Here is a 24,132-nt window from a genome sequence, read left to right as displayed (position 1 = left end):
TCCCGACCTGAGGCCGAGGGGGCCATTGATGTGGAGCGTTTCGGCAAGGGGCATCATCTCCATCTGATCGACGGCTCGGGGTTCATCTTCCGCGCCTATCACGCCCTGCCGCCGCTCACGCGGAAGTCCGACGGCCTGCCGATCGGCGCCGTCGCGGGTTTCTGCAACATGGTCTACAAGATGGTCGAGGATGCGAAGGGGGCCGACGCGCCGACCCATGTCGCCGTCGTCTTCGACCATTCCGCCCGGACCTTCCGCAACGCGCTCTATCCCGCCTACAAGGCGCAGCGGCCGGAGCCGCCGGAGGACCTGCGCCCGCAATTCCCGCTGATCCGGGAGGCGACGCGCGCCTTCAACCTCGCCTGCGTCGAGCTCGAGGGCTACGAGGCCGACGACATCATCGCGACCTATGCCTGCCAGGCGGCCGAGGCGGGGGGGCATGTGACGATCATCTCCTCGGACAAGGACCTGATGCAGCTGGTCCGGCCCGGGATCGAGATGTTCGACATCATGAAGAACCGGCGGATCGGGCGCGACGAGGTGTTCGAGAAGTTCGGCGTCTATCCCGAGCATGTGATCGAGGTGCAGGCGCTCGCGGGCGATTCCGTCGACAACATCCCCGGCGCCCCCGGGATCGGCATCAAGACGGCGGCGCAGCTCATCGCCGATTACGGCGATCTCGACACGCTGCTCGCCCGCGCCTCCGAGGTGAAGCAGCCGAAGCGGCGCGAGACGCTGATCAATTTCGCCGACCAGATCCGCGTCTCGCGCGATCTGGTGACGCTCAGATGCGACACGCCGGTCGAGGAGCCGCTCGAGACGCTCGAGGTGCGCGAGCCCGATCCCGAGACGCTGCTCGGCTTTCTCGACAGGATGGAATTCCGCACGCTGACCGCGCGCGTCGCCGCGAAGCTCGGCGTCGCGGCGCCGGTCGCCGAGGCCGCGACGGCGCCGGGCGCGGGCGCCGCGCCGCGCGCGGAGGCGTCGCAGGGTCCGGCCCGGCCGGAATTCCCGCCGCTCGATCCCGCGCGCCATGAGGTCATCCGCGACGCCGCGGCGCTCGAAGCCTGGGTCGCGCGGATCGCGGATCGCGACACGGTGGCGATCGGCGTCAAGATGGACGGCCCGGACGAGATGCTGGCCGATCTCGTCGGGATCTCGCTCGCGACCGGGCCGGGCGAGCGCGCCTATCTCCCGCTCGGCCACATGAGCGGCCCCGCCGATCTGCTGAGCGGCGAGACCCGCGTGCCGGGCCAGATGCCCCTCGACGACGCGCTCGCGCTGCTGCGTCCCGTGCTCGAGGATCCGGCGATCCTGAAGATTGGCCACGACATGAAGGCCGACACCAAGATCCTGCTCCGCCACGGGGTCGCGGTCGCGCCGATCGAGGACACGATGCTCCTGAGCTACGCGCTCTTCGCCGGGCTGCACGGGCACGGGCTCGACCTGCTGGCCGAGAAATATCTCGGCCACGCGGTGATCCCGCGCAAGTCGCTGATGGGCGGGCGCGGACCCAAGACCTTCGGGGAAGTCGTGATCGAGGCCGCCGCGCCCTTCGCGGCGGAGGAGGCGGAGGTTGCCTGGCGGCTCCGCGCGACGCTGCGCCCCCGGCTCCCTTTCGCGAAGGTGACGCGGGTCTACGAGACGCTGGAACGCCCGCTCGTCCCGGTGCTGGCCGAGATGGAGGCGCACGGGATCCGCGTGGACCGGGGCCAGCTGTCGCGCCTCTCCGGCGATTTCGCCCAGCGCATGGCGGGGCTCGAGGACGAGATCCACAGGCTCGCGGGGGGCAGGTTCAACATCGGCTCGCCCAAGCAGCTCGGCGAGGTTCTGTTCGACCAGATGAGCCTGCCGGGCGGCAAGCGCGGCAAGACCGGCGCCTACGGGACCGGCGCCGACATCCTCGAGGAACTCGCGGCGCAGGGGCACGACCTGCCGGCGCGGGTGCTCGACTGGCGCCAGATCTCGAAGCTGAAATCGACCTATACCGATTCGCTGCAGGCGGCGATCAATCCGCGCACCGGGCGGGTGCACACCTCCTACCTGATCGCGGGCGCCAATACCGGCCGGCTCGCCTCGACCGATCCGAACCTGCAGAACATCCCGGTCCGGACCGAGGAGGGGCGGCGGATCCGCGAGGCCTTCGTCGCCGAGAAGGGCCAGCAGCTGCTGAGCCTCGACTACAGCCAGATCGAGCTCCGCATCCTCGCCCATATCGCCGACATTCCCGCGCTCAAGGAGGCGTTCCGCGAGGGGCTCGACATCCATGCGATGACCGCCTCCGAGATGTTCGGCGTGCCGATCGAGGGGATGCCGAGCCACATCCGCCGGCAGGCGAAGGCGATCAATTTCGGCGTCATCTACGGGATCTCGGCCTTCGGTCTCGCCAACAATCTGCGCATCCCGCGCGACGTGGCGAAGAAGTTCATCGACACCTATTTCGAGCGCTTCCCCGGCATCCGCGAGTACATGGACGCGACCGTCGCCTTCGCCAAGGCGAACGGCCATGTCGAGACGCTGTTCGGCCGGCGCATCCACACGCCCGAGATCAATGCGAAGGGGCCGCACGCGGGTTTCGCCCAGCGCGCGGCGATCAACGCGCCGATCCAGGGCACCGCCGCCGACATCATCCGCCGCGCGATGATCCGGGTGCCGGCGGCGATCGCGGGGCTGCCGGCGAAGATGCTCCTGACCGTGCACGACGAGCTTCTCTTCGAGGTCGAGGCCGGCGCGGTCGAGGAGACGGCGGCGGCGGTCAGGGCGGTGATGGAGGCGGCGACGATGCCGGTCCTCGCGCTCGACGTGCCGCTGGTCGTGGAGGCGGGCAGCGGCGCGAACTGGGCGGCGGCGCATTGAGCGCGAGGGGGCGGCGGACAAATGTCCGCCCTACGGGGCGTAGGGCGGACCTCGGTCCGCCATCCCCTTCACCCCGCGCCGCCGTCCCCGCTCACTCCGCCCAGGCCTTCGCCACCCAGTCGCTCGGCAGGATGAAATGCCGCAGATAGCGCAGCGGCGGGTCGGGGCGGTCCGGCCCGAACACGCCCCTGAGGTGCTCCATCCGCGTCATCGGCCGGTAGTGCCGGCCCCAGTGCCCGGCGATCGCATGCGGCGGCAGCAGGCCACCCGGAAAGATCACCACCTTCGCGCCTTCCGGCAGCCGGGGCGGCAGGAAGAAGTTCAGCGGAAACGGCCGGGCGCAGTCGTTGCGGAAGCTCCTGACCCAGCCCGAAGGCCAGAACGAGATCCCGCCCGGCGCCTCGCGCGTGACGAAGCGCTGCTCGAAACGGTAGGTGTCCGCGACTCCCTGCGGATCGGCCCGGAACCGCTCCTGAAGCGGCAGGAGCTTGCCGACGGGGAAGCGGAAGAGCGAGGTCTGGCCGAGCTTCTCGAGCGGCGTGGAGGGATTTCGGGCGAGGATCACGTCATCCGGGGCCCCTTCGGTGAAGAACCCGTCCATGTTCCCGGTCACGACGAGGTCGAGATCCATGAACAGCACCGGCCCGGTCAGATCTCCGAGTTCCGCCCCCCAGAGCCGCGCCTTCGGCCAGATCCCCTTCGTCCCCGTCGGCATCGCCACGTCGATCGGCGGCAGCGGGAAGCGCCGCACCTCCGGGCGCAGACCCGCCTCGGTGTCGGTGAAGCAGGTGAAGCTGAAGGGCGGCGTGATGTTGCGCGCGACCCCGGCGTAGAGCCGGTTCACGTAAGGCGCGCCGTACTTGGTGCCCCAGTTGATGCAGACGACCTGCTTGATCGGCGCGCCCGGCATCGTCTCAGAAATCGCTGACGATGCCCTTCTTCTCCCAGTCGCCGTAGCGTGTCGGCTCGGGGCCGGAGGGGCCGCCGTGCTCGACGGGAAGGATCCGCGCGGGCTCGCCCGCGCGCCGTTCCGCGGCTTCGGCCAGCGCGCGGGCGGCCTGGGCGGCCTGACGCGCCTCTTTTTCAGTCGGCTGGCTGGACATATATAGTCTCCCGGATCGGTTGGCCGATCATATGGTCCCGGCGCCGCCGCTCGCAAGGGCGGTTCGACGCGGCTTCGGGGGTGGAGGACGGATGAACTACTTCAGGACGATGCTGCTGCTCGCCGGGCTGACCGCGCTCTTCATGGGCGTGGGCTACCTGATCGGCGGCACCGGCGGCATGCTGATCGCGCTCGTCTTCGCGATCGGGACCAATGCCTTCGCCTACTGGAATTCCGACAAGCTGGCGCTGCGCGCGCATAACGCCGAGGCGGTGACACGGGCCTCCGCGCCGGAGCTCCACGACATGGTCGCGCGACTCGCGAAGAACGCCGGCCTGCCGATGCCGCGCGTCTTCATCGTGCGCGCCGACCAGCCGAACGCCTTCGCGACCGGGCGCGATCCGCAAAACGCCGCCGTCGCCGCGACGACCGGCATCCTCCAGCTCCTGAGCCGGGAGGAACTCGAAGGCGTGATCGCCCACGAACTCGCCCATATCAGGAACCGCGACACGCTCATCATGACCGTCGCGGCCACGGTGGCGGGCGCGATCTCGATGCTCGCGCAGTTCGGCCTCTTCTTCGGGGGCGGCTCGCGCGACCGCGACAACCCGCTCGGGCCGATCGCGGTGCTGCTCGCGGTCTTCTTCGCGCCGCTCGCGGCGATGGTGATCCAGATGACGATCAGCCGGACGCGGGAATATTCCGCCGACAAGCTGGGCGCCGAGATCTCCGGCAAGCCGCTCGCGCTTGCGAGCGCGCTGCGCAAGATCTCCGGCCACGCGCACCGGATCGAGATGCCGAGCGCCGAGCGCAGCCCGGCGACGGCGCCGCTCTTCATCATCAACCCGCTCTCGGGCCAGCGCATGGACAACCTCTTCTCGACCCACCCGAATGTCGAGAACCGCATCCGCGCGCTCGAGGCGATGGCGGGCGGTGGCCGCGCGGGCGGGTCCGCGCGCCGCGCGCCGATGCCGGAGCGGGCGTTCGACGAGGCGGGCCTGCGGCCCACCAGCATTCCGAGCGCGGGCCGGCCCGCCGGGCGCCGGTGAGCCGGGCCCAGGCGCGGGCGGGCGCGGACCGTCCCGAGGCGGTGCCGGGCCTCGCGGCGCGGAGCGCCGCCGCCGCGCTCCTCGCCGGCGTGCTCGAACGTGGCGCGAGCCTCGCCGATCAGATCGCGGCGCCCGCCGGGCCGCTCGCCGGCCTCGTCCCGGCCGACCGGGCGCGGGCGCAGGCGCTCGCGACCGGCGCGCTGCGCCATCTCGGCCGGATCGACGCCGTGCTCTCGGCCTTCCTGACCAAGCCCCCCGCCGCCCCGGCGCTGAACGCGCTCCGCCTCGCCGTGGCCGAGACGCGGCTCGACGCGGTGCCGGCGCACGCGGCGGTGGACGCGGCCGTCCGGCTGACGCGCCAGCATCCGAAGGGGCGCCATCTCGCCGGGCTCGTCAACGCGGTCGGCCGGCGGATCGGCGAACGCGGGGCGGAGCTCTGGGAAACGGCGGCGGAGGCGGAGACGCCGCCCTGGCTCGCGAAGCCGCTCCGCCGCGCCTATGGGCCGGAGGTGCTCGCCGCCATCACCGCCGCGCATCACGCCGGACCGCCGCCCGTCGATCTCACTCCGCGCGATCCGGCGGCGGCCGCGCTCTGGGCCGAGCGGCTCGGCGCCGAACTCCTGCCGACCGGTTCGCTCCGGCTCCGGACGCGGAGCCAGCTTTCCGCGCTGCCGGGTTACGAGAGCGGCGACTGGTGGGTGCAGGACGTCGCCGCCGCGCTGCCCGCGCGCCTGCTCGGGCCGGTGGCGGGGCTCCGCGTGCTCGATCTCTGCGCCGCGCCGGGGGGAAAGACGCTGCAACTCGCCGCGGCGGGCGCGCGCGTCACCGCGCTCGACATTTCGGAGGGGCGGCTCGGGCGGCTCCGCGACAATCTCGCGCGGACCGGGCTCGGGGCCGAGATCGTCGTCGCGGATGCGCGGGACTGGGCGCCGGAGGCGCCGTTCGACGCCATCCTGCTCGACGCGCCCTGTTCGGCGACCGGGACCATCCGGCGCCATCCCGACCTGCCGCATCTGCGCGGCGGCGCCGAGGTGGCGGCGCTGACCGGGCTTCAGGCCGCGCTGCTCGCCCGCGCCTGGACCTGGCTCGCCCCGGGCGGGCGCCTCGTCTACTGCGTCTGCTCGCTCCTGCCCGCGGAAGGGGAGGAGCGGATCGCGCGTTTCCGCGCGGAGACGCCGGAGGCGCGGCCCCTTCCGCCGCCCGCCGGGCTCGGGCTCGATCCGGCCTGGATCACGCCCGAGGGCGCGCTCCGGACGCGGCCGGACTTCTGGGCGGAGCGCGGCGGGATGGACGGGTTCTTCGCCGCGGTGCTCGCCCGGGGCTGAACCCGGGATGGCACGGAAGCCACGCCGGCGGAGGCGCGTGAACTCCTGTCCCCGAAAGCCGTTTCCCGCCTTCCCGGGATGCTCTAGGCTCACGGGGACACGAAAATTCTGGTTCCCGAGGCAGTTTTCGAAGCCGTCATGGCGAATTCCGCTCTGTTCCTGAAGGCGCTGGGCGCCCGGCTGGCGCGTCCCGGCGATCAGTTGCGGAACCGCGTCCGCGCGAGCCGCGCGAAGCTCGGGGCCAAGCCGAAGGTGGCCGAGACGCTGCCAGAGCCGCCGCTGCACGGCGACGCGGATCGCGGGCGGCGCATGGTGGCTGGCCTCTGGCCCGTGTTCGACGGGCTCGAACTCCCCGTGGGGCCGGGCTCGATCTGGGACGCCGTTCCGCCCGCGGGGCAGGTGGCGCGCGTCGAGGCGGCGCGGCAGGATTTCCGCTGGCTCGAGGATCTCGCGACGCTCGGGAGCCGGGCGGCGCGCGGCCTCGCGCAATCCTGGACCTTCGACTGGATCCGGCACTACGGCTCGGGCTCCGGCCCCGGCTGGGCGCCGGAAAGCGCGGGCCTTCGCGCGATGGCCTGGAGCCTGCACGCCGGGATGCTGACCCAGGGCGTCGATCAGGGCGGGGCGGATCGCTTCTGGCGCGCGCTCGCCGCCCAGGGGCGCTATCTCGGCGCGGCCTGGGAGAAGGCGCCGGACGGGCTCGCCCGGCTCCGCGCGCTCGCGGGTCTCGTCTGGGTTGGCCGGGTTCTGCCGCATCGCGAGCATGGCGCGCATGTCGCCCTGCTGGGCGAGGTGGCGGGGGAATATATCGACGCCGAGGGGGCGATGGCCTCCCGGGTGCCCGAGGATCTGGCGGAGGCGGTGATCCTGCTCACCTGGACCGCGCGGCTGCTCGAGGACGGCGCGGCGCCCGCGAGCCCGGCGCTTCTCGCCGCGATCGCCCGGGCGGTGCCGGTTTTGCGCGCGCTCCGTCTCGGCGACGGCGCGCTCGCGCGCTTCCATGGCGGCGGGCCGGGAACGCCGGAGCGGCTCGACCTCGCGCTCGCGGAACTGCGCCTCGGCGCGCAGGCCAAGCCCCGGCTCCCGATGGGCTATGTCCGGCTGACCGGCGGGCGCCTGACGCTCGTCATGGACGGCGCGGCGCCCCCGTCGGGCGCGGCGGCGCTCGGCGCCCATGCCTCCGCGCTCGCCTTCGAGATGAGCGACGGCCGCCAGCCGCTCGTCGTCAACGCCGGCCCGGGGCAGGATTTCGGCGCGGACTGGGCGCATCTCTGCCGCCAGACCGCGGCGGCGAGCACGGTCGAGGTCGACAACCGCTCCTCCGCCCGGATCGTCTCGCGCGATTTCGCGGCGCGGACCTTCGGCGAACGGCTGGAGGACGGGCCGACGCTGGTCTCGGTGCGGCAGGCGCAGGACGCGACCGGCATGTGGCTGCTCGCGACGCAGGACGGCTACGTGGCGAGCCACGGGCTCCTGCACGAGCGGCGGATCTTTCTCGACGCGCGCGGCCGCGAGGCGCGGGGCGAGGAAATCCTGAGCGTGACCGATGCGAAGGCGCGCGCCCGCTTCGACCGGGCGGCGGCGCGCGGATCCGTGGTCATCGCCGCGCGCTTCCACCTCCACCCGTCGATCGGGGTGGAATTCGACGGCTATCGCCAGGTCGCGACGCTCACCGTTCCGGAGGGTGATCCCTGGCAGTTCCGCGCCGCCGGGGGCGAGATCGAGATCGAGGATTCGGTCTGGTTCGACCCCGGGGCGGCGCGGCCACGGACGACCAAACAGGTGGTTGTCCGCGCGGAGGTGGTCGAGTATCTGGGGCAGATCACCTGGTCCTTCGGACGCGTCGCCGAGGCTCCGCGCGCGTCCGACCCGTTCGCGCGGGCGCCGGCCGAACCCTGAGGGCCGCGCCAGAGCCCCTTGAAGGAACCGCCCCCATGCCCGCCGATCTCGTGCCCATCACCCGCGCCCTCTTGTCGGTGTCCGACAAGACCGGGCTTCTGGACCTCGCGCGCGCGCTGGCGGAGCGGGGGGTGGAGCTCGTCTCGACCGGCGGCACCGCCCAGGCGATCCGGCAGGCGGGCCTGCCCGTGCGCGACGTCGCCGAGCTCACGGGTTTCCCCGAGATGCTCGACGGGCGCGTCAAGACGCTGCATCCGGTGGTCCACGGCGGGCTGCTCGCGGTGCGCGACGCCGAGAGCCATCAGGCCGCGCTCGCCGCGCACGGGATCGGGCCGATCGACCTGCTCGTCGTCAATCTCTACCCGTTCGAGGCGACGGTCGCCTCCGGCGCCCCGGTCGCGGATTGCATCGAGAACATCGACATCGGCGGCCCGGCGATGCTGCGCTCGGCGGCGAAGAACCACGCCTTCGTCGCGGTGGTGACGGATGTCGAGGATTACGCCGCGCTGACCGATGAGCTGGCGCGCAACGACGGCGCGACCTCGCTCGCCTTCCGCCGGCGCCTCGCCTTCACCGCCTTCGGCCGGACGGCGGCCTATGACGCGGCGGTCTCGACCTGGATGGCCGGGGCCTACGAGGAGCCGACGCCCCGCCGCCGCGCCTTCGCGGGCACCTTGGCGCAGACGCTGCGCTACGGCGAGAACCCGCATCAGGGCGCGGCCTTCTACCGCGACGGCTCCGACCGCCCCGGCGTCGCCACCGCGCGCCAGCTTCAGGGCAAGGAGCTTTCCTACAACAACATCAACGACACCGACGCGGCCTATGAACTCGTCGCCGAGTTCGATCCGGCGACGGGTCCGGCCTGCGCGATCATCAAGCATGCCAATCCCTGCGGCGTCGCGACCGGGCCGAGCCTGCTCGACGCCTACCGCGCCGCCTTCGATTGCGACCGAACCTCGGCCTTCGGCGGCATCGTCGCGCTGAACCGGACGCTGGACGAAGAGACGGCGAAGGCGATCGCCGAGATCTTCACGGAGGTCGTCATCGCCCCCGACGCGACCGAGGCCGCGGCCGCGGTCTTCGCCGCGAAGAAGAACCTGCGCCTGCTCGTCGCCGGCGGTCTGCCCGATCCGGCGAGGAAGCCGCTGACCTTCCGCCAGGTCTCGGGCGGCTTCCTCGTCCAGGACGGCGACGCGGGCCGGGTGGCGATCGAGGATCTGAAGGTCGTGACGAAGCGCCAGCCGACCGCGCGCGAACTGGCCGATCTCGCCTTCGCCTGGCGCGTCGCGAAACACGTGAAGTCGAACGCCATCGTCTATGCGAAGGACGGCGCGACGGTCGGCGTCGGCGCGGGCCAGATGAGCCGGGTCGATTCGACGACGATCGGCGCCCTGAAGGCCGAGCGCATGGCGGCGGAACTCGGCCTCGGCGACAGCCCCGCGAAGGGCGCGGTGGCGGCCTCCGACGCCTTCTTCCCCTTCGCGGACGGGATCGAGGTGCTGGCCGGCAACGGCGTCACGGCGGTGATCCAGCCCGGCGGTTCGATGCGCGACGCGGAGGTGATCGCGGCGGCCGACGCGGCGGGCCTTGCGATGGTCCTGACCGGCATGCGTCACTTCCGGCACTGAGATGAACCCGACGCTCCGCCGCGTGGTCGCCATCGCGACGCTTGTCTACCTGATCGACCGCGCGACGAAGTTCTGGGTGGTCGAGGTGCTCGACCTGCGGAGCCGCGGCCATGTCGCGGTGCTCGATCCCTGGTTCAACCTCACCATGGCCTGGAACCAGGGCATCAACTTCGGCCTCTTCGACATGGGGCCGGACGCGGGGCGCTGGGCGCTGATCGGGCTCGCGCTCGCGATCTGCGCGGGGCTGCTCTTCTGGGCGCGGCGGCGGACCGGCGTCATGGACGCGCTCGGCGTCGGGCTCATCATCGGCGGCGCGCTCGGCAATGTCTGGGACCGGATCCGCTACGGCGCGGTGGCGGATTTCCTGAACTTCTCCGTTCCGGGCGTCCGCAACCCCTTCGCTTTCAACGTCGCGGACGCGGCGATCTTCCTTGGCGCGGTCCTGCTGCTGATCTTCGCCCGCGAACCCGCGCCCCGGAAGTCACAATCCGGAGGCCGCGCGCGCAAGAGGAGGTGACGCGGCCCGCGTTCCGCGGTAGGAGGGGGCGTTTTCGGCGGACGGGGACCTCATGGGGTGGCCACGTGCCCTTTCCGGGGCGGCAATGATCGTTTCTGCGATGGCGCTCGGCGCCTGTTCGCGCAGCACCGGCGACGGGGAACTCCGCTCGGCGGGCTCCCCGGACGAGTTCATGGTGCTGCCGACCCGGCCGCTCGAGATGCCCCGGAACCTCGCGAGCCTGCCGCCGCCGACGCCCGGCGCGCCGAACCGCGTCGACATCGACCCGCGCGAGGAAGCGGTGGCGAGCCTGACGGGCAAGGACACCGCCGCCGCGGGCACCGCGGGCGCCGCGGCGCTGATCGCGCGCGCCGGTCCGGTCGATCCGAACATCCGCGCCCGACTGGCCCAGGAGGACGTGGTCTTCCGCGAGGAGAACCGCGGCAAGCTTCTGCCCCGGCTCTTCGCGCGCGACCCCAACGACGTCACCTACCGCGCCGTGACCCTCGACGCGCCGGCGGAGTTCGAGCGGATGCGCGCCCGGGGCGTGGGCGTCCCGGCGGCGCCGCCGAGCGCGCTCGAAAGCGACTGAGCCGCCGCGGCGCGTTTCACGCCGCGCCCGTCACGCCCGGATCACATTTCGGAAGACCGCGCCGCGCGCCGTTGATCGCGGCGCAAAGCGCGATAGGGTGGCCGCGTCCGAGAGGAGACGCCGCTTGACCCGCCTTCCCCGCCCGAGCCTGTTCGCGCTGGCTCCGCTCGCCCTCGCGCCCGCGATGGCCTTCGCCGCCGCCGATCCCGCGGTTTCGACCTTCACCCTGCCGAACGGCCTCCAGGGCGTGGTGATCGAGGATCACCGCGCGCCGGTCGTGACCTCGATGGTCTGGTACAAGGTCGGCGCCGCGGACGACCCCGCCGGGCGGACCGGCCTCGCGCATTTCCTCGAACACATGATGTTCAAGGCGACCGACACGCTCGCGGACGGCGAGTTCAGCGCGGTGATCGCGGCCAATGGCGGCGACGAGAACGCCTTCACCACCGCCGATTTCACCGCCTATTACCAGAACATCTCGGCCGACCGGCTCGACCTCGTCCTCGGGATGGAGGCCGACCGGATGGTGAACCTCGATCCGGGCGAGCAGGGCGCGCTTTCCGAACGCGACGTGGTGCTCGAGGAGCGGCGGACGCGGATCGACAACACGCCTGAGGGGCCGTTCATGGAGCGGCGCAACGCCGCGCTCTACGTGAACAGCCCCTATGGGCGGCCGACGATCGGCTGGCGGAGCGAGATCGGCAAGATCACGCTCGCAAGCGCGATGGCCTTCTACAAGGACCATTACGCGCCCAACAACGCGGTGCTGGTGGTCGGCGGCGACGTGACGCCGGATCAGGTGAAGGCGCTCGCGGAGAAGCATTTCGGCCCGATTCCGGCCTCGGACCGCATTGCGCCGCGCGACCGCCCCCAGGAGCCGCCGCCCCTCGGCGCGCGGCGCATCGAGCACGGCGACCCCCGCGTGACCCTCCCGGTGATGACGCGCGCCTATCTCGCGCCTGCCCGGCGGGCGGGCGACCAGAAGCAGGCGGCGGCGCTCGCCATGCTCGCGAAGCTGATCGGCAAGGGCACAACCTCGGTGATGAGCCGCGAACTCGAACTCGGCCCCGACGCGATCTGCGTCGATACCGGCGCGTATTACCAGGACGTGAGCCTCGATCCCGGCAGCTTCACGCTCCACATGGCGCTGAAACCGGGCGTCGATCCCGAGGCGGCGGAGGCGCGGCTCGACGCGCTGATCGCGGATTTCATCGCGAAAGGTCCGGATCCGGCCGATCTCGAACGGGCGCGGCGCCAGGTCGATGCCTGGGAGGTCTACGAGCGCGACGATACCGAGGACCGGGCCAACGAATTCGGGGAGGCGCTGACCTCGGGGCTCACCATCGACGACGTCGAGGCCTGGCCCGACGCGCTGCGCGCGGTGACGCCCGCGGAGGTACAGGCGGCGGCGAAGCTGGTCTTCGACCCCGAAGCCTCGGTCACCGGCTGGCTCCTGCCCGCCCGTCCCGTGAAAGGCGAGGTCGCGATCCAATGAGACACTGCCTCGCCACGCTCGGCGCCGCCCTCCTGATCGCCGGCGCCGGCCTGCCCGCGCGGGCCGCGATCACCATCACGCCCGTCACCTCGCCGGGCGGCCTCCACGCCTGGCTCTACGAGGATCACACGATCCCGATGGTCACGCTCCAGGCGAGCTTCCAGGGCGGGGCGAGCCTCGACCCCGCCGGCAAGGAAGGCGTCTGCGTGCTGATGGCGGGGCTGCTCGAGGAGGGGACGGGCGATCTCGATTCGACCGGCTTCGCCGAGCGGCGCGACGATCTCGGCGCGCATTACGGCTTCGACTGCGGGCGGGACGAGGTTTCCGTCTCGCTCGACATGCTGAGCGAGAACGAGGCCGCCTCGGTCGACCTGCTGCGCGAGGCGCTGGCGCGGCCGAGCTTCGCGCCCGCCGCGGTGGAGCGGGTGCGGGGGCAGGTGGTCGCCGGTCTCGAAGACGACGCGACCGATCCCGGCGCCATCGGTGGCGAGGCCTTCTACGCGAAGGCCTTCCCCGGCCATCCCTACGCGGTGCCGGTCGATGGCACGCTCGCATCGGTCAGGGCGCTCGACCGGGCCGACATCGAGGCCGCGCATGACGCGACGATGACGCGCGACCGGCTGCGGCTCGCGGTCGTGGGCGACATCACGCCCGAGGAACTCGGCCCGATGCTCGACAGGCTCTTCGGCGACCTGCCCGCGACCGGACCCACCCTGCCGCCCGCGGTGGAGCCGAAGCTGCCCGGCACGCTCAGCGTCATCGATTTCGACGTGCCGCAGTCGATCGTCTTCTTCGGCCAGCACGGGCTCGACCGCGACGACCCCGATTTCATCCCGGCCTTCGTGATGGACTACATCCTCGGCGGCGGCGGGCTCGGCTCGCGGCTCTCGACCGAGGTGCGGGAGAAGCGGGGACTCACCTACGGCATCAACACGATGCTGGTGCCCTACGACCTCGGCGCGCTCTACATGGGCCATTTCGCCTCCGCCAACGACCGCGTGGCGCAGGCGGTCGAGCTCGTGCGCGCCGAATGGAAGCGGATGGCCGAGGGCGGCGTGACCGAGGCCGAGCTCGAGGCGGCGAAGAAGTATCTCACCGGCGCCTATCCGCTCAGGTTCGCGGGCAACGGCAGGATCGCCCAGCAGCTGCTCGGGATCCAGGTCGCCGGCCTCGACATCGACTACGTCAACAAGCGCAACGATCTCGTCGAGGCGGTGACGAAGGAGGACGTGGCGCGGGTGGCGAAGCGGCTGCTCGATCCGGGGGAACTCACCTTCGTCGTGGTGGGCCAGCCCGAGGGGCTCAAGGCCACCGATTAACCATTAATCGGTGGCGCCGCGCCCAGGTGCCATGCTAGACCTAGCGGCATGAATGTCGCGGTCCCCAACATGCAGTCAGAGGCCCGTCCCGAGGCTCGTCGCCCGATCCGCCAGCTCGACGCGGCGGCGGCGAACCGGATCGCGGCGGGCGAGGTGGTGGAGCGCCCGGCCTCCGCGATCAAGGAACTGGTCGAGAACGCGCTCGACGCCGGCGCGCGGCGGATCGCGGTCGCCTATGCCGACGGCGGCAAGACGCTGATCCGGGTCAGCGACGACGGCCACGGCATTCCGGCGGAGGAACTGCCGCTCGCGCTGTCGCGCCATGCGACCTCGAAGATCGACGGGACCGACCTCACCAACATCCGCTCCTTCGGCTTCCGGGGCGAGGCGCTGCCCTCGCTCGGCGCGGTCGGGCGGCTGACCGTCACCTCGCGCGCCGCCGGCGCGGCGGAGGCGGCGAGCATCAGCGTGCGCGGCGAGGAGCAGGGGGCGACGCGTCCGGCGGCGCTCGCGAAGGGCACGGTGGTGGAACTCGCCGGCCTCTTCACCGCGACACCGGCGCGGCTCAAGTTCCTGCGCTCCGACCGGGCGGAGGCGCAGGCGATCGGGGAGATCCTGCGCCGCCTCGCGATGGCCGCGCCCGGCGTGGGCTTCACCCTCTCCGACGTGACCGACCAAGGCTCCCCGCGCGAAATCCTGCGGCTCGATCCCGAGCCCGGCGAGCTCTTCGACGGGCTGCCGGCCCGGCTCCGGGCGATCCTCGGCCCCGATTTCGCCGAGAACGCGCTCGCGGTGGAGGCCGAGCGGGAGGGGATCGCGCTCGGCGGTTTCGCGGCGCTCCCGACCTTCTCGCGCGGCGCGGCGGTGGCGCAGCATCTCTTCGTCAACGGCCGCCCGGTGCGCGACAAGCTGCTGCTCGGCGCGCTCCGCGCCGCCTATTCCGACGTGCTCGCCCGCGACCGGCATCCGGCGGCGGCGCTGTTCCTGACCTGCGAGCCCGAGGCGGTCGACGTGAACGTGCACCCCGCGAAAGCCGAGGTGCGGTTCCGCGATCCGGGACTGGTCCGGGGCCTCGTGATCGGGGCGCTGAAGCAGATGCTGGCGGGGGCCGGGCATCGCGGTTCGACCACCACCGGAGCGGGGATGCTCGGCGCATTCCGGCCCGAGAGCGGCGAATATGCAAAGGCATATTCGCCGCCAGCCGCCGCGCCGCGCAATTATGCATATGCATATTCGCCGCCTCCGCGCCCCTCGGCGCGGGCGCTCGGCTTCGCGGAGGAGATGCAGGCGCCCTCGGCCCGGGTCGAGCCGGAGCCGGAGGAGGAGGCGCCCGAATCCCACCCGCTCGGCGCGGCGCGGGCTCAGTTCCACGAGACCTATGTCATCGCGCAGACCCCGGACGGGATCGTGATCGTCGACCAGCACGCCGCGCATGAGCGGCTGGTCTACGAGAGGCTGAAGGCGGCGCGGCAGGGCGCGCGGGTGCCGGGCCAGATGCTGCTCATCCCCGAGGTGGTCGAACTCGACGCCGGGCAGGAGGCGGCGGTGCTCGAGGCGCGCGAGGCGCTGGACGGGCTCGGGCTGGTGGTCGAGCCCTTCGGCCGGGGCGCGCTCTGCCTGCGGGAGACGCCGGCGATCCTCGGCGAGGTCGACGGCGGCGCGCTGCTCCGCGACGTCGCGGACGCGCTGATCGAGGGGGCTGGGGACGGGCTCGGCCAGCGCATCGACGCGGTGCTGAGCCGGATGTCCTGCCACGGCTCGATCCGGGCGGGGCGGCGGATGACGGCGGCGGAGATGAACGCGCTGCTGCGCGAGATGGAGGCGACGCCGCTCTCGGGCCAGTGCAACCACGGCCGCCCCACCTGGGTCGAGCTCAGGCTCGCCGATATCGAACGCCTGTTCGGACGCCGCGGATGATCACCATCGGATCCGTCGCGATCGGCTGGGACGATCCCCGGCTCTGGATCGCCGTCGCGGCGGCGGCCGGGTTCCTCATGCTCCTGCGCGCGACCTCCCGCGCGGGCCGGGCGACGGAGCCGCTGGTCCGCCATCTCGAGGAGGTGGACGGCGCCATCCGCGCGCTGGCGGAAGGGCAGCAGCGGCTCCACGGCGGGCTCGTTCAGGTCGCGGAGACCCAGGCGAGCGCGCAGGCGCGGGTGAGCGCCAATCTCGAGACCCGGCTCGCGGAGGTGACGCGGGCGCTGACCGAGTCGCTCGGCGCGAGCGCGGTCCGGACGGCGCGGGGCTTGGGCGAGCTTCAGGAGCGGCTCAGCGCGATCGACAAGGCGCAGAGCAACATCGAGAAACTCTCCTCGAACGTGCTCGGCCTGCAGGACATCCTCGCCAACAAGCAGACCCGGGGCGCCTTCGGCGAGATCCAGCTGCGCGAGATCGTCACCCGCGCGCTGCCGCCCGACGCGGCGAGCTTCCAGGTCACGCTCTCGAACGGGACACGGGCGGATTGCCTCATCCATCTGCCCTTTCCGCCCGGGCCGATCGCGGTCGACGCGAAATTCCCGCTGGAGCCCTACGAGCAGCTTCGCGCCGCGCGCACGCCGGCCGAGGCGCAGGAGGCGCAGCGGCGGATGCGGGCGGCGCTCCGGGCGCACATGAAGGCGATCGCGGAGAAATACATCATCGAGGGGGAGACGGCGGAGGGCGCGCTCATGTTCCTGCCCTCGGAAGCGGTCTACGCCGAGATGCATGCGAGCTTCGGCGAGCAGGTGCGCGAGGGATTCGCGCTCCGCGTCTGGACCGTCTCGCCCACGACCTGCATGGCGACGCTGCACACGCTCCGCGCGGTCCTGAAGGACGCGCGGATGCGGGAGGAGGCGCACCGGATCCGGCGCGAGCTCGGGCTTCTGCACAAGGATGTGGAGCGGCTCGGCGCGCGGGTCGGCAATCTCGACCGGCATTTCGCCCAGGCGCAGAAGGATCTCGAGGAGATCCGCATCTCCGCCGACCGGGCGGGCAATCGCGCGCGCAGGCTCGAGGCGATCGACTTCAGCCCGGGCGAGGAGGCCGCCGGGGTAGAACCCGCGCCCCGCCTCGTCCGGCTGCCGGAGTCCTGAGGCGGACCCGGCCGAAAGCCGTGCTTGAAACCGGAGCCGATCCGGCGGAACAAGGCGGAAAAGGCCACGGGGGACGTTCCAGGCATGACCCAGCTTTCGCTCGACGATCATCCCGATCGCTACCGGCTCGCCAACGAGCTGCATGCGCGGCCGTTTCCGGAGCTGCGGGCGCCCTGCCGCGCCGCCCATCTCGCGATCAAGCAGCCCACGCGCGCCTCCGAGCGGGATCGGTCGGTCGATTTCGCCCATCTCATCAAACTGCTCGACCGGTTCGGCGCGCCGCATCCGCCGCCGGGGGCGAACCATTACGCGGGCGAGATCGGCCGGGGCTTCCTGAAATGGGAGATGCATACCGAATTCGTCACCTACACGATCTTCGCGCCGGGCCTCTCGGAACAGCCGTTCTCGGGCGACCTCTTCGCGCTCTTCCCGTCGGACTGGCTGGCCGAGGCGCCCGGCAAGATCGTCACCTCCGCGCTGATCCGGGTGGAGCGGATGGATCAGGAGACGACCGAATCGCGCCTGCGCGACCAGGCGGAGCGGTGGTTCGTGCCCGAGAGCCTGACCGCGAGCCGGGTGATCGACGGCGAGGCGGTGATCGCGACCGATTTCCGGATCGACGAGAACGGCCACAGCCGGATGGCGATCTTCGCCCAGCCCGACATCGGCGGGCGCCGGCTCGGGCGGATCGCGCAGCGGCTGCTCGAGATCGACACCTACAAGAGCATGGCGCTCCTGACCCTGCCCAGGGCGCAGACGGTCGCCGCGGCGGTCAGCCGGATCGACACGCAGCTGAGCGCGATCGTCGGCGACATGGCGGAGGGCGCGGGCGAGGATTCGGAAACGCTGGCGCGGCTCCTCGGCGTCTCCGCCGAGATCGAGCACCTTTCGGCCACCTCGGCCTTCCGCTTCGGCGCGGCGGAAGCCTACGAGGCGATCGTGAACCACCGGATCCAGGTGCTGCGCGAGCAGCGGATCGGCGGGCGGCAGCTTTTCGAGGAATTCATGATGCGCCGCTTCGATCCGGCGATGCGGACCTGCCGTTCGGCGCGGGAGCGGCTGACGGAGCTCTCGCTCCGCGCCGAGCGGGTGGCGAACCTGCTCAGGACCCGGGTCGACGTGGAGAACCAGCGGCAGAACAACGAGATCCTCGCGCAGATGTCGGAGCGCGGCGCGATGCAGCTTCGCCTACAGGAGACGGTCGAGGGGCTGTCGGTGGTCGCGATCAGCTACTACGCGGTCAGCCTCGGCGGCTATCTGCTCGGGCCGCTCGCTGAGATGGGCGGGATCGAGAAGCCGGTGCTCACCGCGCTGCTCGTCGTTCCCGTCGTCCTTGGCGTCTGGTTCATGATGCACCGCGTGCGCGCGCGGCTCGCCGGCGGCGGCGGGCACTGAGGGCCGCGGGTCAGCCGCGGAAGGCCTCCGTGCCGGGATCGGCGCCGGTGCGGGGGAGCGTTTCGCAATGCTTGCGGAAGGCGGCGCGGCCGATCAGATGCGCGCCGATCGGGGCGGTCGCGATCATGAAGACGAAGACGAAGAGCGGTTCGAGCAGTTCGCCCCAGTTCCCGGCGCGGACCATCGCGCCGAGGCAGACCAGCGCGAGGCCGAGCGTACCGGCCTTGGTCGCGGCGTGCATCCGGCAGTAGACGTCGCCGAGCCGGAGCAGGCCGAGACCCGCGACGACGCAGAAGAACCCGCCCCCGAGCAGCAGCGCCGCGGCGATCCAGTCGGTCATTCCTCCCCCTCCGGTTCGCGCGCCGCCGGTCCGTGCCCCGCTCCGCCCTCGGCCGTGTGGCCCGGATCACCGTTCATCGTCGTCTGCACCTGGTCGCCCCGGGCGCGGTCGATGTAGCCGGCGAAGGCGACGGTGGCGAGGAAGGCGATGAGCGCGAGGCCGATCGCGACGAACATGTAGGCGTCGACGCCGCTCACCATCCGGAAAGCGACGAGGAAGACGACGAGCAGCACCGAGATCATGTCGAGCGCGACCACGCGGTCGGCGAGCGTCGGCCCGCGCAGTAGCCGGTAGACGGCGGCGGCGAGGGCGAAGGCGACGCAGAGGACGGTGAGTTCCAGCGCCGCGCCGAGCACGCCGCCGACCTCGGTATCGATGATGATCCCCATCATCGCCGCGTCACCCGGAGGACGCGCGGCTCGATCCCCTCCTGGATGCCCGCGCGGGTGCCGTCGCCACTCTCGCCCGCGAAGAGGTCGTGGATGAGCAGGCGCGAACGGTCGGGGCTCACGTCCACGGTGAGCGTGCCGGGCGTCAGCGTGATGTAGTTCGCGACGAGGGTGACGCCGAGATCGGAGCGCGCCTTGATCGGCACGACGACGAAGCGCGGCGCGACGACGTCGCCGGGCGAGAGCACGGCGCGGGCGACCGCGATGCTCGAGACGACGAGATCGTAGAAGAACATGACCGCGAGCCAGGGCACCGCGACGATCTGGGCGACGAGTCTCATGGCCGGACCTCCGCGCCGGGGCCGAGCACGGCCGCGAGATAGGCGTCGGGGGCGAGCAGGTTCCGGGCGATGGCCTCCGACGCCTCGACCCCCGGCGCGGCGAAGATCCCGGCCCCCGCGATCAGCAGGCTGAGCGCGACGAGCGGCGCCCAGGCGGCGGCGGGCAGGCGCCCACCCGCGGCCACGTCGCCCTCGGGATGGGATTTCCAGAACATCTCCGCGAAGATCCGCGCCATCGCGAGCAGCGTCATGAGGCCGCTCCCGAGGATCAGCGCGGCGCACCAGTAGCCGCCGGCCTCGAGGCTCGCGCGCGTCAGGATCAGCTTGGCCCAGAAGCCGGAGAAGGGCGGGACGCCGGCGAGCGAGAGCGCCGGGACGAGGAAGAGCGCGGCGAGCCAGGGCGCGGCGCGCCAGAGGCCGCCCGCCTCGGCGAAATCCTCCGATCCCGCGAGCCGCCGGGCGGAGCCCGCGACGAGATAGAGGTTCGCCTTCACGATCATGTCCTGGGCGAGATAGAAGACCGCGCCGACGAGCGCGAGCGGCGTGGCGAGCGCGAGGCCGAGGATCATCGCGCCGATCGAGGACATGATCGAGTAGTTGAGCACGCGCCGGACCCCGCTTTGCGCCAGCGCGCCGAGCGCGCCCGCGAGGATCGTGAAGCCGCCGATCCAGAGGAGCGCGGGCTGCGCCGGCGTGTCCGCGATCGGCAGGATCAGCGTGAAGTAGCGGATGAGCGCGTAGACGCCGACCTTGGTCAGGAGCGCGGCGAAGAGCGCCGAGGTGGTGAAGGAGGGCGTGTGGTAGGAGGCGGGCAGCCAGAAGTGCAGCGGGAAGAGCGCGGCCTTGGCGCCGAAGGCGAAGATGATGAGCCCGGTCGCCATCAGGATCCCCGCCTCGCCGCCGCGTCCCGCGAGGCGTCCGTGCAGGTCGGCCATGTTGAGCGCGCCGGTGGTGCCGTAGAGCAGGCCGACGCCCGAGATGAAGGCGACGGTCGCGATCAGGTTGAGGCCCACGTATTTGGTCGCGCCGTCGAGCGCCGCCTTGCGCCCGCCGATGACCAGCAGCCCGAAGGAGGAGATGAGCATCACCTCGAACCAGACGTACATGTTGAAGAGGTCGCCGGTCAGGAAGGCGCCGCAGACGCCCGCGAGCAGCGCGTTGGCGAGCGGGTGGTGGCCGCTGCGCGCCTCGCCGTCGCTCACGTCCTGGAGGCCGAAGACCGCGGCGGCGAGCGCGACGAGGCCGGTCAGCGTGATCATCGCCGCCGAGAGCCCGTCGGCGACCATGGTGATGCCAAAGGGGGCGGGCCAGGCGCCGGCCTGTTCGGCGAAGGGTCCGTCCGCGATGACGCGCGTCAGGATCACCAGCGCCACCGCGAGCAGCGCCGCCGCGCCGAGCAGCGAGAGCGCGCGCTGCGTCCGGATCGAGCGCCAGGCGAAGAGCGTCGCGACCATGGTCAGGAACGGGATGACGAGGGGCCAGAACAGCAGCATCAGTCGCGCTCCACCGGTTCGGCCACGCGCATCTCGTCCATCTCCGCCGTGCCGAGCGCGTAGTAGGAGCGGTAGGCGAGGGCGAGGGCGAAGACGAGCAGGCCGAAGCCGATCACGATCGCGGTCAGGATCAGCGCCTGGGGCAGCGCGTTCGCCGCCCCGGAGATCGTGATCGCCTCGCCCGGCACCAGCGCGGGTTTGGCGAGCGTCAGGCGCCCGGTCGAGAAGATGATGAGATTGGCGGCGTTCGAGATCATCGTCAGGCCGAAGACGTAGGGCACCGTCTTGCCCGTCATCATCAGATAGGCGCCGGCGGCGACGAGGACGCCCGCGGTCAGGGCCAGCATCACCTCCATCGGCCGTCTTCCTTGTCGAGGGGCACGTCCTCGGCCCCGGCCGCGTCCTCGGCGAGCGAATCCTCGAGCGCGAAGAGGATCCCCGTCACCGTGCCGAGCACGACGAGATAGACGCCGAAATCGAAGAGCATGATCGAGCCGAAGGGCAGGCCGTGCTTGTGCCCCTCCGCGTCGATGGTGAGGAAGGGCCACATGCCCTTGAGGAAGGCGCCCGTGGCGAGCCCGCCCCAGATCCCGCCGACGAGCGCGCAGCCGAGGCCGAAGGCCGCGATCGCGCGCGGGCGGAGGTAGAGCGTGCGCCGCGCCTTGGCGGTGCCGCTCGCCTTGGCGAGGAGCGCGAAGGCGGTCGCGGCGAGCAGTCCGCCGATGAAGCCGCCGCCCGGCTCGTTGTGGCCGCGCCAGAAGATGAAGAGCGAGAGCGCGAGGATGACCGGGATCAGGAACCGCGCGGCGGTGGAGAGGATGAGCGAGTTCATCGGCGCGGCGCCCCCCGCAGTCTCCGGCGGCCCGCGCGCAGCGCCGCGATGGCCGCGATCCCGGCGATGACGATGACCGAGGTCTCGCCCAGCGTGTCGAAGCCGCGGAAGTCGACGAGGATCACGTTGACGATGTTGTGGCCTCCGGCCTTCGGCACGCTGTTCGCTTCGAAGAAGGTGGTGAGATAGGGATCGAGCGGGGTGCCGAGCACCGCGAGGGTTCCGAGCGTCACGCCGAGGCCGAGCACGACCGCGATCAGCGCGTTGCCGGGATGGAACGGGATCTCGCCCCAGGAGGGCAGGCGCACCATCGCGATCGCCATGAAGACGACGACGAGGATCTCGACGAAGAGCTGGGTCATCGCGACGTCGATCGCGCCGTAGAGCACGAAGACGATGGCGATGCCGGAGCCGACGCCGCCGAGCGCGCAGATCGCCGTCAGCCGGGACCGGGTGACGAGGACGACCGCGACCGAGGCGAGGATGATCGCGACCACCATCCAGTCGATCAGCCCCGGCCCCGGCGTGAAGCCGGGCCAGGCCATCCGGCCGAGGACGACGCCGCCCCAGGTGAGCACCGCGCAGGCGGCGAAGGTGGCGCGCAGGTAATGCGTCATCTGCCCGTTCTGCGAGGCGGCGGTGACGGAGCGGGCCAGCGTGAAGATCCCGGCGAGGGCGCCCTCGTACCAGCTTTCCATCCGGGGCAGCCCCGGCTCCGCCTTCGCGAGCCCGTCGCGCAGCCGGTCAAGGGCGAGATAGCCGAGGATGCCGAGGGCGAAGGTGACGAGGCTCAGGACGAGCATCGGCGTCAGCCCGTGCCAGAGCGCGAGATGGCCGTGCATCTCCTCCCCGGTCACCGCGGCGACCATCGGCGCGATCAGCCAGTCCCCGGCGAGCGCCGGGGCGAGGCCGAAGAGCAGGCTGAACCCGGAGAGGACGAGCGGCCCGAGCCAGAGCCCCCAGGCGGGATCGCCCGGCCGGTCCTTCGGCGAGCGGCGTTCGGCGCCGTGGAAGGGGCGGATCGCGACCATGCCGGCGCAGATCACCATGAAGAGGTTCGCCACCAGCGCGGCGAGCGTGACCGCCGCCCCGGTCAGCGTCGCCTCGTAGATGAGTTCCTTGCCGACGAAGCCGAAGAGCGGCGGGAAGCCCGCCATCGAGAGGCCGGAGATCGCGGCCGCCGTCGCGGTCAGCGGCATCGCCCGGGCGAGGCCCGCGACATGGCGGTAGTCGCGCGAGCCCGCGCCCTTCTCGATCATGCCGACGGTGAGAAAGAGCGCGGCCTTGTAGAAGGCGTGGACGAGCAGGAAGGTCATCGCCGCGGCGATCGCCGCCTCGGTGCCGAGGCCGATCAGCATCACGAGCGCGGAGAGGCCCATCAGCGTCGTCTGCGCCAGCATGAGCTTCATGTCGGTCTGCCGCGCCGCCCAGACCGAGCCGAGGATCATCGTCACCGCGCCGACCGGGACGAGCAGGCCGGTCCAGAGCTCGGTCCCGCCGAGCGCGGGGGTGAGCCGCGCGAGCAGGTAGACCCCGGCCTTCACCATCGTCGCGGAATGGAGATAGGCGCTGACGGGCGTGGGCGCCGCCATCGCGCCGGGAAGCCAGAAGTGGAACGGGACCTGCGCCGACTTGGTGAAGCAGCCGAGCAGCACGAGGAGCAGCATCGGCGCGTAGGCGGCGCTCTGCCGGAACACGTCGCCGGCCGCGTTCATCTCCGAGAGCCGCGTCGTGCCGGCCACCGCGCTCATGACGAGGAGCCCGGCGAGCAGCGCGAGCCCGCCCGCGCCGGTGATGAGCAGCGCCTGGACCGCCGCCGCGCGGGCCTCGCGCCGCTCGTGGTCGAAGCCGACCAGCAGCCAGGAGGTGATCGTCGTCCCCTCCCAGAACAGGAAGAGCGTGATCGCGTCGTCGGCGCAGACGAGGCCGAGCATCGAGACCGCGAAGAAGGAGAGCGTGACGAGGAGCGTGCCGAGGCGGCGGTCGGTGGCGAAATAGGTCGCGGCGTAGAGGAAGATCAGCGCGCCGATGCCGCAGATGAGCAGCGCCATCGCGAGCGCCAGCCCGTCGAGCCGGAAGGCGAAGGCGATGCCGAGCGAGGGCGCCCAGGGCAGGGACCATTCGGGATGGACGCCGGCCGCGACCGGGCCGAGGAAGCGCGCGAGCCAGAGCGTGGCCGCGGCCGCGACGATGGCGGGAAGAAAGCGCCAGACCGGCGGCGCGGCGCGGGTCGTGTCGTGATCAGCCAAGCCGCCGCCCTTTCCGGCGCGGCCGCGCGGTCTTCGTCCTATCCGCCGTTCCGGCGCCGACGCGGCTCATTCCTGTCCCCCCTCGCGGCTCGTCGCCCGCCCGCGGTTTCCCCGCCGGGCGGCGCGGCCGTTCCGTTTTCGCGTCCGGAGCGCCGGTTTGCAAGCCGAACCGCGACGGGTGCGTCGGACGGGCGCGCCTTGAACAATCCGGCGCCACGGGTCACAGTGCGCGCCCGGCGGTCGGGTGGGACGGAGCATTCC

21 protein-coding genes are annotated in these 24,132 nt (G+C 72.0%); 12 read left to right on the top strand and 9 right to left on the bottom strand.

Annotation, left to right across the window (positions count from 1 at the left end; genetic code table 11):
* Positions 1–30: 30 nt before the first annotated feature.
* A complete protein-coding gene (gene polA, locus FJM51_RS07170; protein WP_140453436.1) occupies positions 31–2,856 on the top strand; it encodes a DNA polymerase I in 2,826 nt (941 codons plus the stop codon).
* 91 nt (positions 2,857–2,947) lie between these two features.
* Here the strand turns inward: polA and FJM51_RS07165 are convergent, their stop codons facing one another.
* On the bottom strand, positions 2,948–3,766 hold the full coding sequence (locus tag FJM51_RS07165; protein ID WP_140453435.1) for a glycosyl transferase: 819 nt from the start codon (positions 3,764–3,766) through the stop codon (positions 2,948–2,950).
* Positions 3,767–3,770: 4 nt separating this feature from the next.
* On the bottom strand, positions 3,771–3,959 hold the full coding sequence (locus FJM51_RS07160; RefSeq protein ID WP_140453434.1) for a DUF1674 domain-containing protein: 189 nt from the start codon (positions 3,957–3,959) through the stop codon (positions 3,771–3,773).
* A 91-nt stretch (positions 3,960–4,050) separates the two neighbouring features.
* On the opposite strand from FJM51_RS07160, the gene htpX reads away from it, so the two are divergent.
* The 11 genes from htpX to FJM51_RS07105 all read left to right on the top strand — a co-directional run bounded on the left by htpX (position 4,051) and on the right by FJM51_RS07105 (position 18,227).
* Positions 4,051–5,007, top strand: a complete 957-nt coding sequence (gene htpX / locus FJM51_RS07155) for a zinc metalloprotease HtpX (RefSeq protein ID WP_140453433.1) — start codon at positions 4,051–4,053, stop codon at positions 5,005–5,007.
* Positions 5,004–6,332 (top strand): RsmB/NOP family class I SAM-dependent RNA methyltransferase, encoded by a 1,329-nt coding sequence (locus FJM51_RS07150; RefSeq protein WP_233713012.1) that lies wholly within the window; start codon positions 5,004–5,006, stop codon positions 6,330–6,332. The genes htpX and FJM51_RS07150 overlap by 4 nt, the downstream gene beginning before the upstream one ends.
* Positions 6,333–6,470: 138 nt before the next feature.
* The gene (locus FJM51_RS07145) at positions 6,471–8,231 is read left to right on the top strand and encodes a heparinase II/III family protein (protein ID WP_140453432.1); all 1,761 of its coding nucleotides are present in this window, start codon (positions 6,471–6,473) and stop codon (positions 8,229–8,231) included.
* Between the two features lie 35 nt (positions 8,232–8,266).
* Positions 8,267–9,859, top strand: a complete 1,593-nt coding sequence (gene purH / locus FJM51_RS07140; protein WP_140453431.1) for a bifunctional phosphoribosylaminoimidazolecarboxamide formyltransferase/IMP cyclohydrolase — start codon at positions 8,267–8,269, stop codon at positions 9,857–9,859.
* A 1-nt stretch (position 9,860) separates the two neighbouring features.
* Complete coding sequence (gene lspA, locus FJM51_RS07135; RefSeq protein WP_140453430.1) at positions 9,861–10,376, top strand: signal peptidase II; 516 nt, start codon at positions 9,861–9,863, stop codon at positions 10,374–10,376.
* Positions 10,377–10,461: 85 nt separating this feature from the next.
* On the top strand, positions 10,462–10,947 hold the full coding sequence (locus FJM51_RS07130; protein ID WP_181164471.1) for a DUF3035 domain-containing protein: 486 nt from the start codon (positions 10,462–10,464) through the stop codon (positions 10,945–10,947).
* Between the two features lie 124 nt (positions 10,948–11,071).
* On the top strand, positions 11,072–12,442 hold the full coding sequence (locus FJM51_RS07125; protein ID WP_233713011.1) for a M16 family metallopeptidase: 1,371 nt from the start codon (positions 11,072–11,074) through the stop codon (positions 12,440–12,442).
* Positions 12,439–13,761 (top strand): M16 family metallopeptidase, encoded by a 1,323-nt coding sequence (locus tag FJM51_RS07120; protein ID WP_140453428.1) that lies wholly within the window; start codon positions 12,439–12,441, stop codon positions 13,759–13,761. The genes FJM51_RS07125 and FJM51_RS07120 overlap by 4 nt, the downstream gene beginning before the upstream one ends.
* 69 nt (positions 13,762–13,830) lie before the next feature.
* Entirely contained in the window at positions 13,831–15,678 is a 1,848-nt protein-coding gene (gene mutL, locus FJM51_RS07115; RefSeq protein ID WP_233713010.1) for a DNA mismatch repair endonuclease MutL, read from the top strand.
* On the top strand, positions 15,675–16,832 hold the full coding sequence (locus FJM51_RS07110; protein ID WP_140453426.1) for a DNA recombination protein RmuC: 1,158 nt from the start codon (positions 15,675–15,677) through the stop codon (positions 16,830–16,832). The genes mutL and FJM51_RS07110 overlap by 4 nt, the downstream gene beginning before the upstream one ends.
* A gap of 84 nt (positions 16,833–16,916) precedes the next feature.
* Positions 16,917–18,227, top strand: coding sequence for a DUF3422 family protein (locus tag FJM51_RS07105; protein WP_140453425.1), 1,311 nt, complete (start codon positions 16,917–16,919; stop codon positions 18,225–18,227).
* Between the two features lie 10 nt (positions 18,228–18,237).
* Here the strand turns inward: FJM51_RS07105 and mnhG are convergent, their stop codons facing one another.
* From mnhG to mbhE, 7 genes are read right to left on the bottom strand one after another with little or no spacing between them, the layout of a single operon-like run.
* Complete coding sequence (mnhG, locus tag FJM51_RS07100; protein ID WP_140453424.1) at positions 18,238–18,567, bottom strand: monovalent cation/H(+) antiporter subunit G; 330 nt, start codon at positions 18,565–18,567, stop codon at positions 18,238–18,240.
* On the bottom strand, positions 18,564–18,959 hold the full coding sequence (locus tag FJM51_RS07095) for an MrpF/PhaF family protein (protein ID WP_140453423.1): 396 nt from the start codon (positions 18,957–18,959) through the stop codon (positions 18,564–18,566). The genes mnhG and FJM51_RS07095 overlap by 4 nt, the downstream gene beginning before the upstream one ends.
* Positions 18,956–19,297: a Na+/H+ antiporter subunit E gene (locus FJM51_RS07090; protein ID WP_140453422.1), complete on the bottom strand. Its 342-nt coding sequence runs from the start codon at positions 19,295–19,297 to the stop codon at positions 18,956–18,958. Before FJM51_RS07090 ends, FJM51_RS07095 begins: the two co-directional genes overlap by 4 nt.
* Positions 19,294–20,790 (bottom strand): proton-conducting transporter transmembrane domain-containing protein, encoded by a 1,497-nt coding sequence (locus FJM51_RS07085; protein WP_140453421.1) that lies wholly within the window; start codon positions 20,788–20,790, stop codon positions 19,294–19,296. Before FJM51_RS07085 ends, FJM51_RS07090 begins: the two co-directional genes overlap by 4 nt.
* Positions 20,790–21,146, bottom strand: coding sequence for an NADH-quinone oxidoreductase subunit K (locus FJM51_RS07080; RefSeq protein ID WP_140453420.1), 357 nt, complete (start codon positions 21,144–21,146; stop codon positions 20,790–20,792). The genes FJM51_RS07085 and FJM51_RS07080 overlap by 1 nt, the downstream gene beginning before the upstream one ends.
* Entirely contained in the window at positions 21,137–21,622 is a 486-nt protein-coding gene (locus FJM51_RS07075; RefSeq protein ID WP_140453419.1) for an MnhB domain-containing protein, read from the bottom strand. The genes FJM51_RS07080 and FJM51_RS07075 overlap by 10 nt, the downstream gene beginning before the upstream one ends.
* Complete coding sequence (mbhE, locus tag FJM51_RS07070) at positions 21,619–23,871, bottom strand: hydrogen gas-evolving membrane-bound hydrogenase subunit E (protein WP_233713009.1); 2,253 nt, start codon at positions 23,869–23,871, stop codon at positions 21,619–21,621. Before mbhE ends, FJM51_RS07075 begins: the two co-directional genes overlap by 4 nt.
* Positions 23,872–24,132 lie beyond the last annotated feature (261 nt).

The organism is Amaricoccus solimangrovi (assembly GCF_006385685.1).
GTDB classification, from domain to species: domain Bacteria; phylum Pseudomonadota; class Alphaproteobacteria; order Rhodobacterales; family Rhodobacteraceae; genus Amaricoccus; species Amaricoccus solimangrovi.
Note: the sequence above shows the minus strand (reverse complement) of the source record. Positions and strands in the feature narration are given on the sequence as shown.

Bases quoted from the DNA above. Each gene is read 5' to 3' on its own strand.
- FJM51_RS07145 (WP_140453432.1), top strand. From the start codon at position 6,471: ATGGCGAATTCCGCTCTGTTCCTGAAGGCGCTGGGCGCCCGGCTGGCG.
- FJM51_RS07130 (WP_181164471.1), top strand. From the start codon at position 10,462: ATGATCGTTTCTGCGATGGCGCTCGGCGCCTGTTCGCGCAGCACCGGC.
- FJM51_RS07080 (WP_140453420.1), bottom strand. From the start codon at position 21,146: ATGGAGGTGATGCTGGCCCTGACCGCGGGCGTCCTCGTCGCCGCCGGC.
- FJM51_RS07120 (WP_140453428.1), top strand. From the start codon at position 12,439: ATGAGACACTGCCTCGCCACGCTCGGCGCCGCCCTCCTGATCGCCGGC.
- purH (WP_140453431.1), top strand. From the start codon at position 8,267: ATGCCCGCCGATCTCGTGCCCATCACCCGCGCCCTCTTGTCGGTGTCC.
- FJM51_RS07085 (WP_140453421.1), bottom strand. From the start codon at position 20,790: ATGCTGCTGTTCTGGCCCCTCGTCATCCCGTTCCTGACCATGGTCGCG.
- mutL (WP_233713010.1), top strand. From the start codon at position 13,831: ATGCAGTCAGAGGCCCGTCCCGAGGCTCGTCGCCCGATCCGCCAGCTC.
- FJM51_RS07160 (WP_140453434.1), bottom strand. From the start codon at position 3,959: ATGTCCAGCCAGCCGACTGAAAAAGAGGCGCGTCAGGCCGCCCAGGCC.
- mnhG (WP_140453424.1), bottom strand. From the start codon at position 18,567: ATGACCGACTGGATCGCCGCGGCGCTGCTGCTCGGGGGCGGGTTCTTC.
- FJM51_RS07090 (WP_140453422.1), bottom strand. From the start codon at position 19,297: ATGAGACTCGTCGCCCAGATCGTCGCGGTGCCCTGGCTCGCGGTCATG.
- lspA (WP_140453430.1), top strand. From the start codon at position 9,861: ATGAACCCGACGCTCCGCCGCGTGGTCGCCATCGCGACGCTTGTCTAC.
- FJM51_RS07075 (WP_140453419.1), bottom strand. From the start codon at position 21,622: ATGAACTCGCTCATCCTCTCCACCGCCGCGCGGTTCCTGATCCCGGTC.
- FJM51_RS07110 (WP_140453426.1), top strand. From the start codon at position 15,675: ATGATCACCATCGGATCCGTCGCGATCGGCTGGGACGATCCCCGGCTC.
- FJM51_RS07105 (WP_140453425.1), top strand. From the start codon at position 16,917: ATGACCCAGCTTTCGCTCGACGATCATCCCGATCGCTACCGGCTCGCC.
- FJM51_RS07095 (WP_140453423.1), bottom strand. From the start codon at position 18,959: ATGATGGGGATCATCATCGATACCGAGGTCGGCGGCGTGCTCGGCGCG.
- htpX (WP_140453433.1), top strand. From the start codon at position 4,051: ATGAACTACTTCAGGACGATGCTGCTGCTCGCCGGGCTGACCGCGCTC.
- FJM51_RS07165 (WP_140453435.1), bottom strand. From the start codon at position 3,766: ATGCCGGGCGCGCCGATCAAGCAGGTCGTCTGCATCAACTGGGGCACC.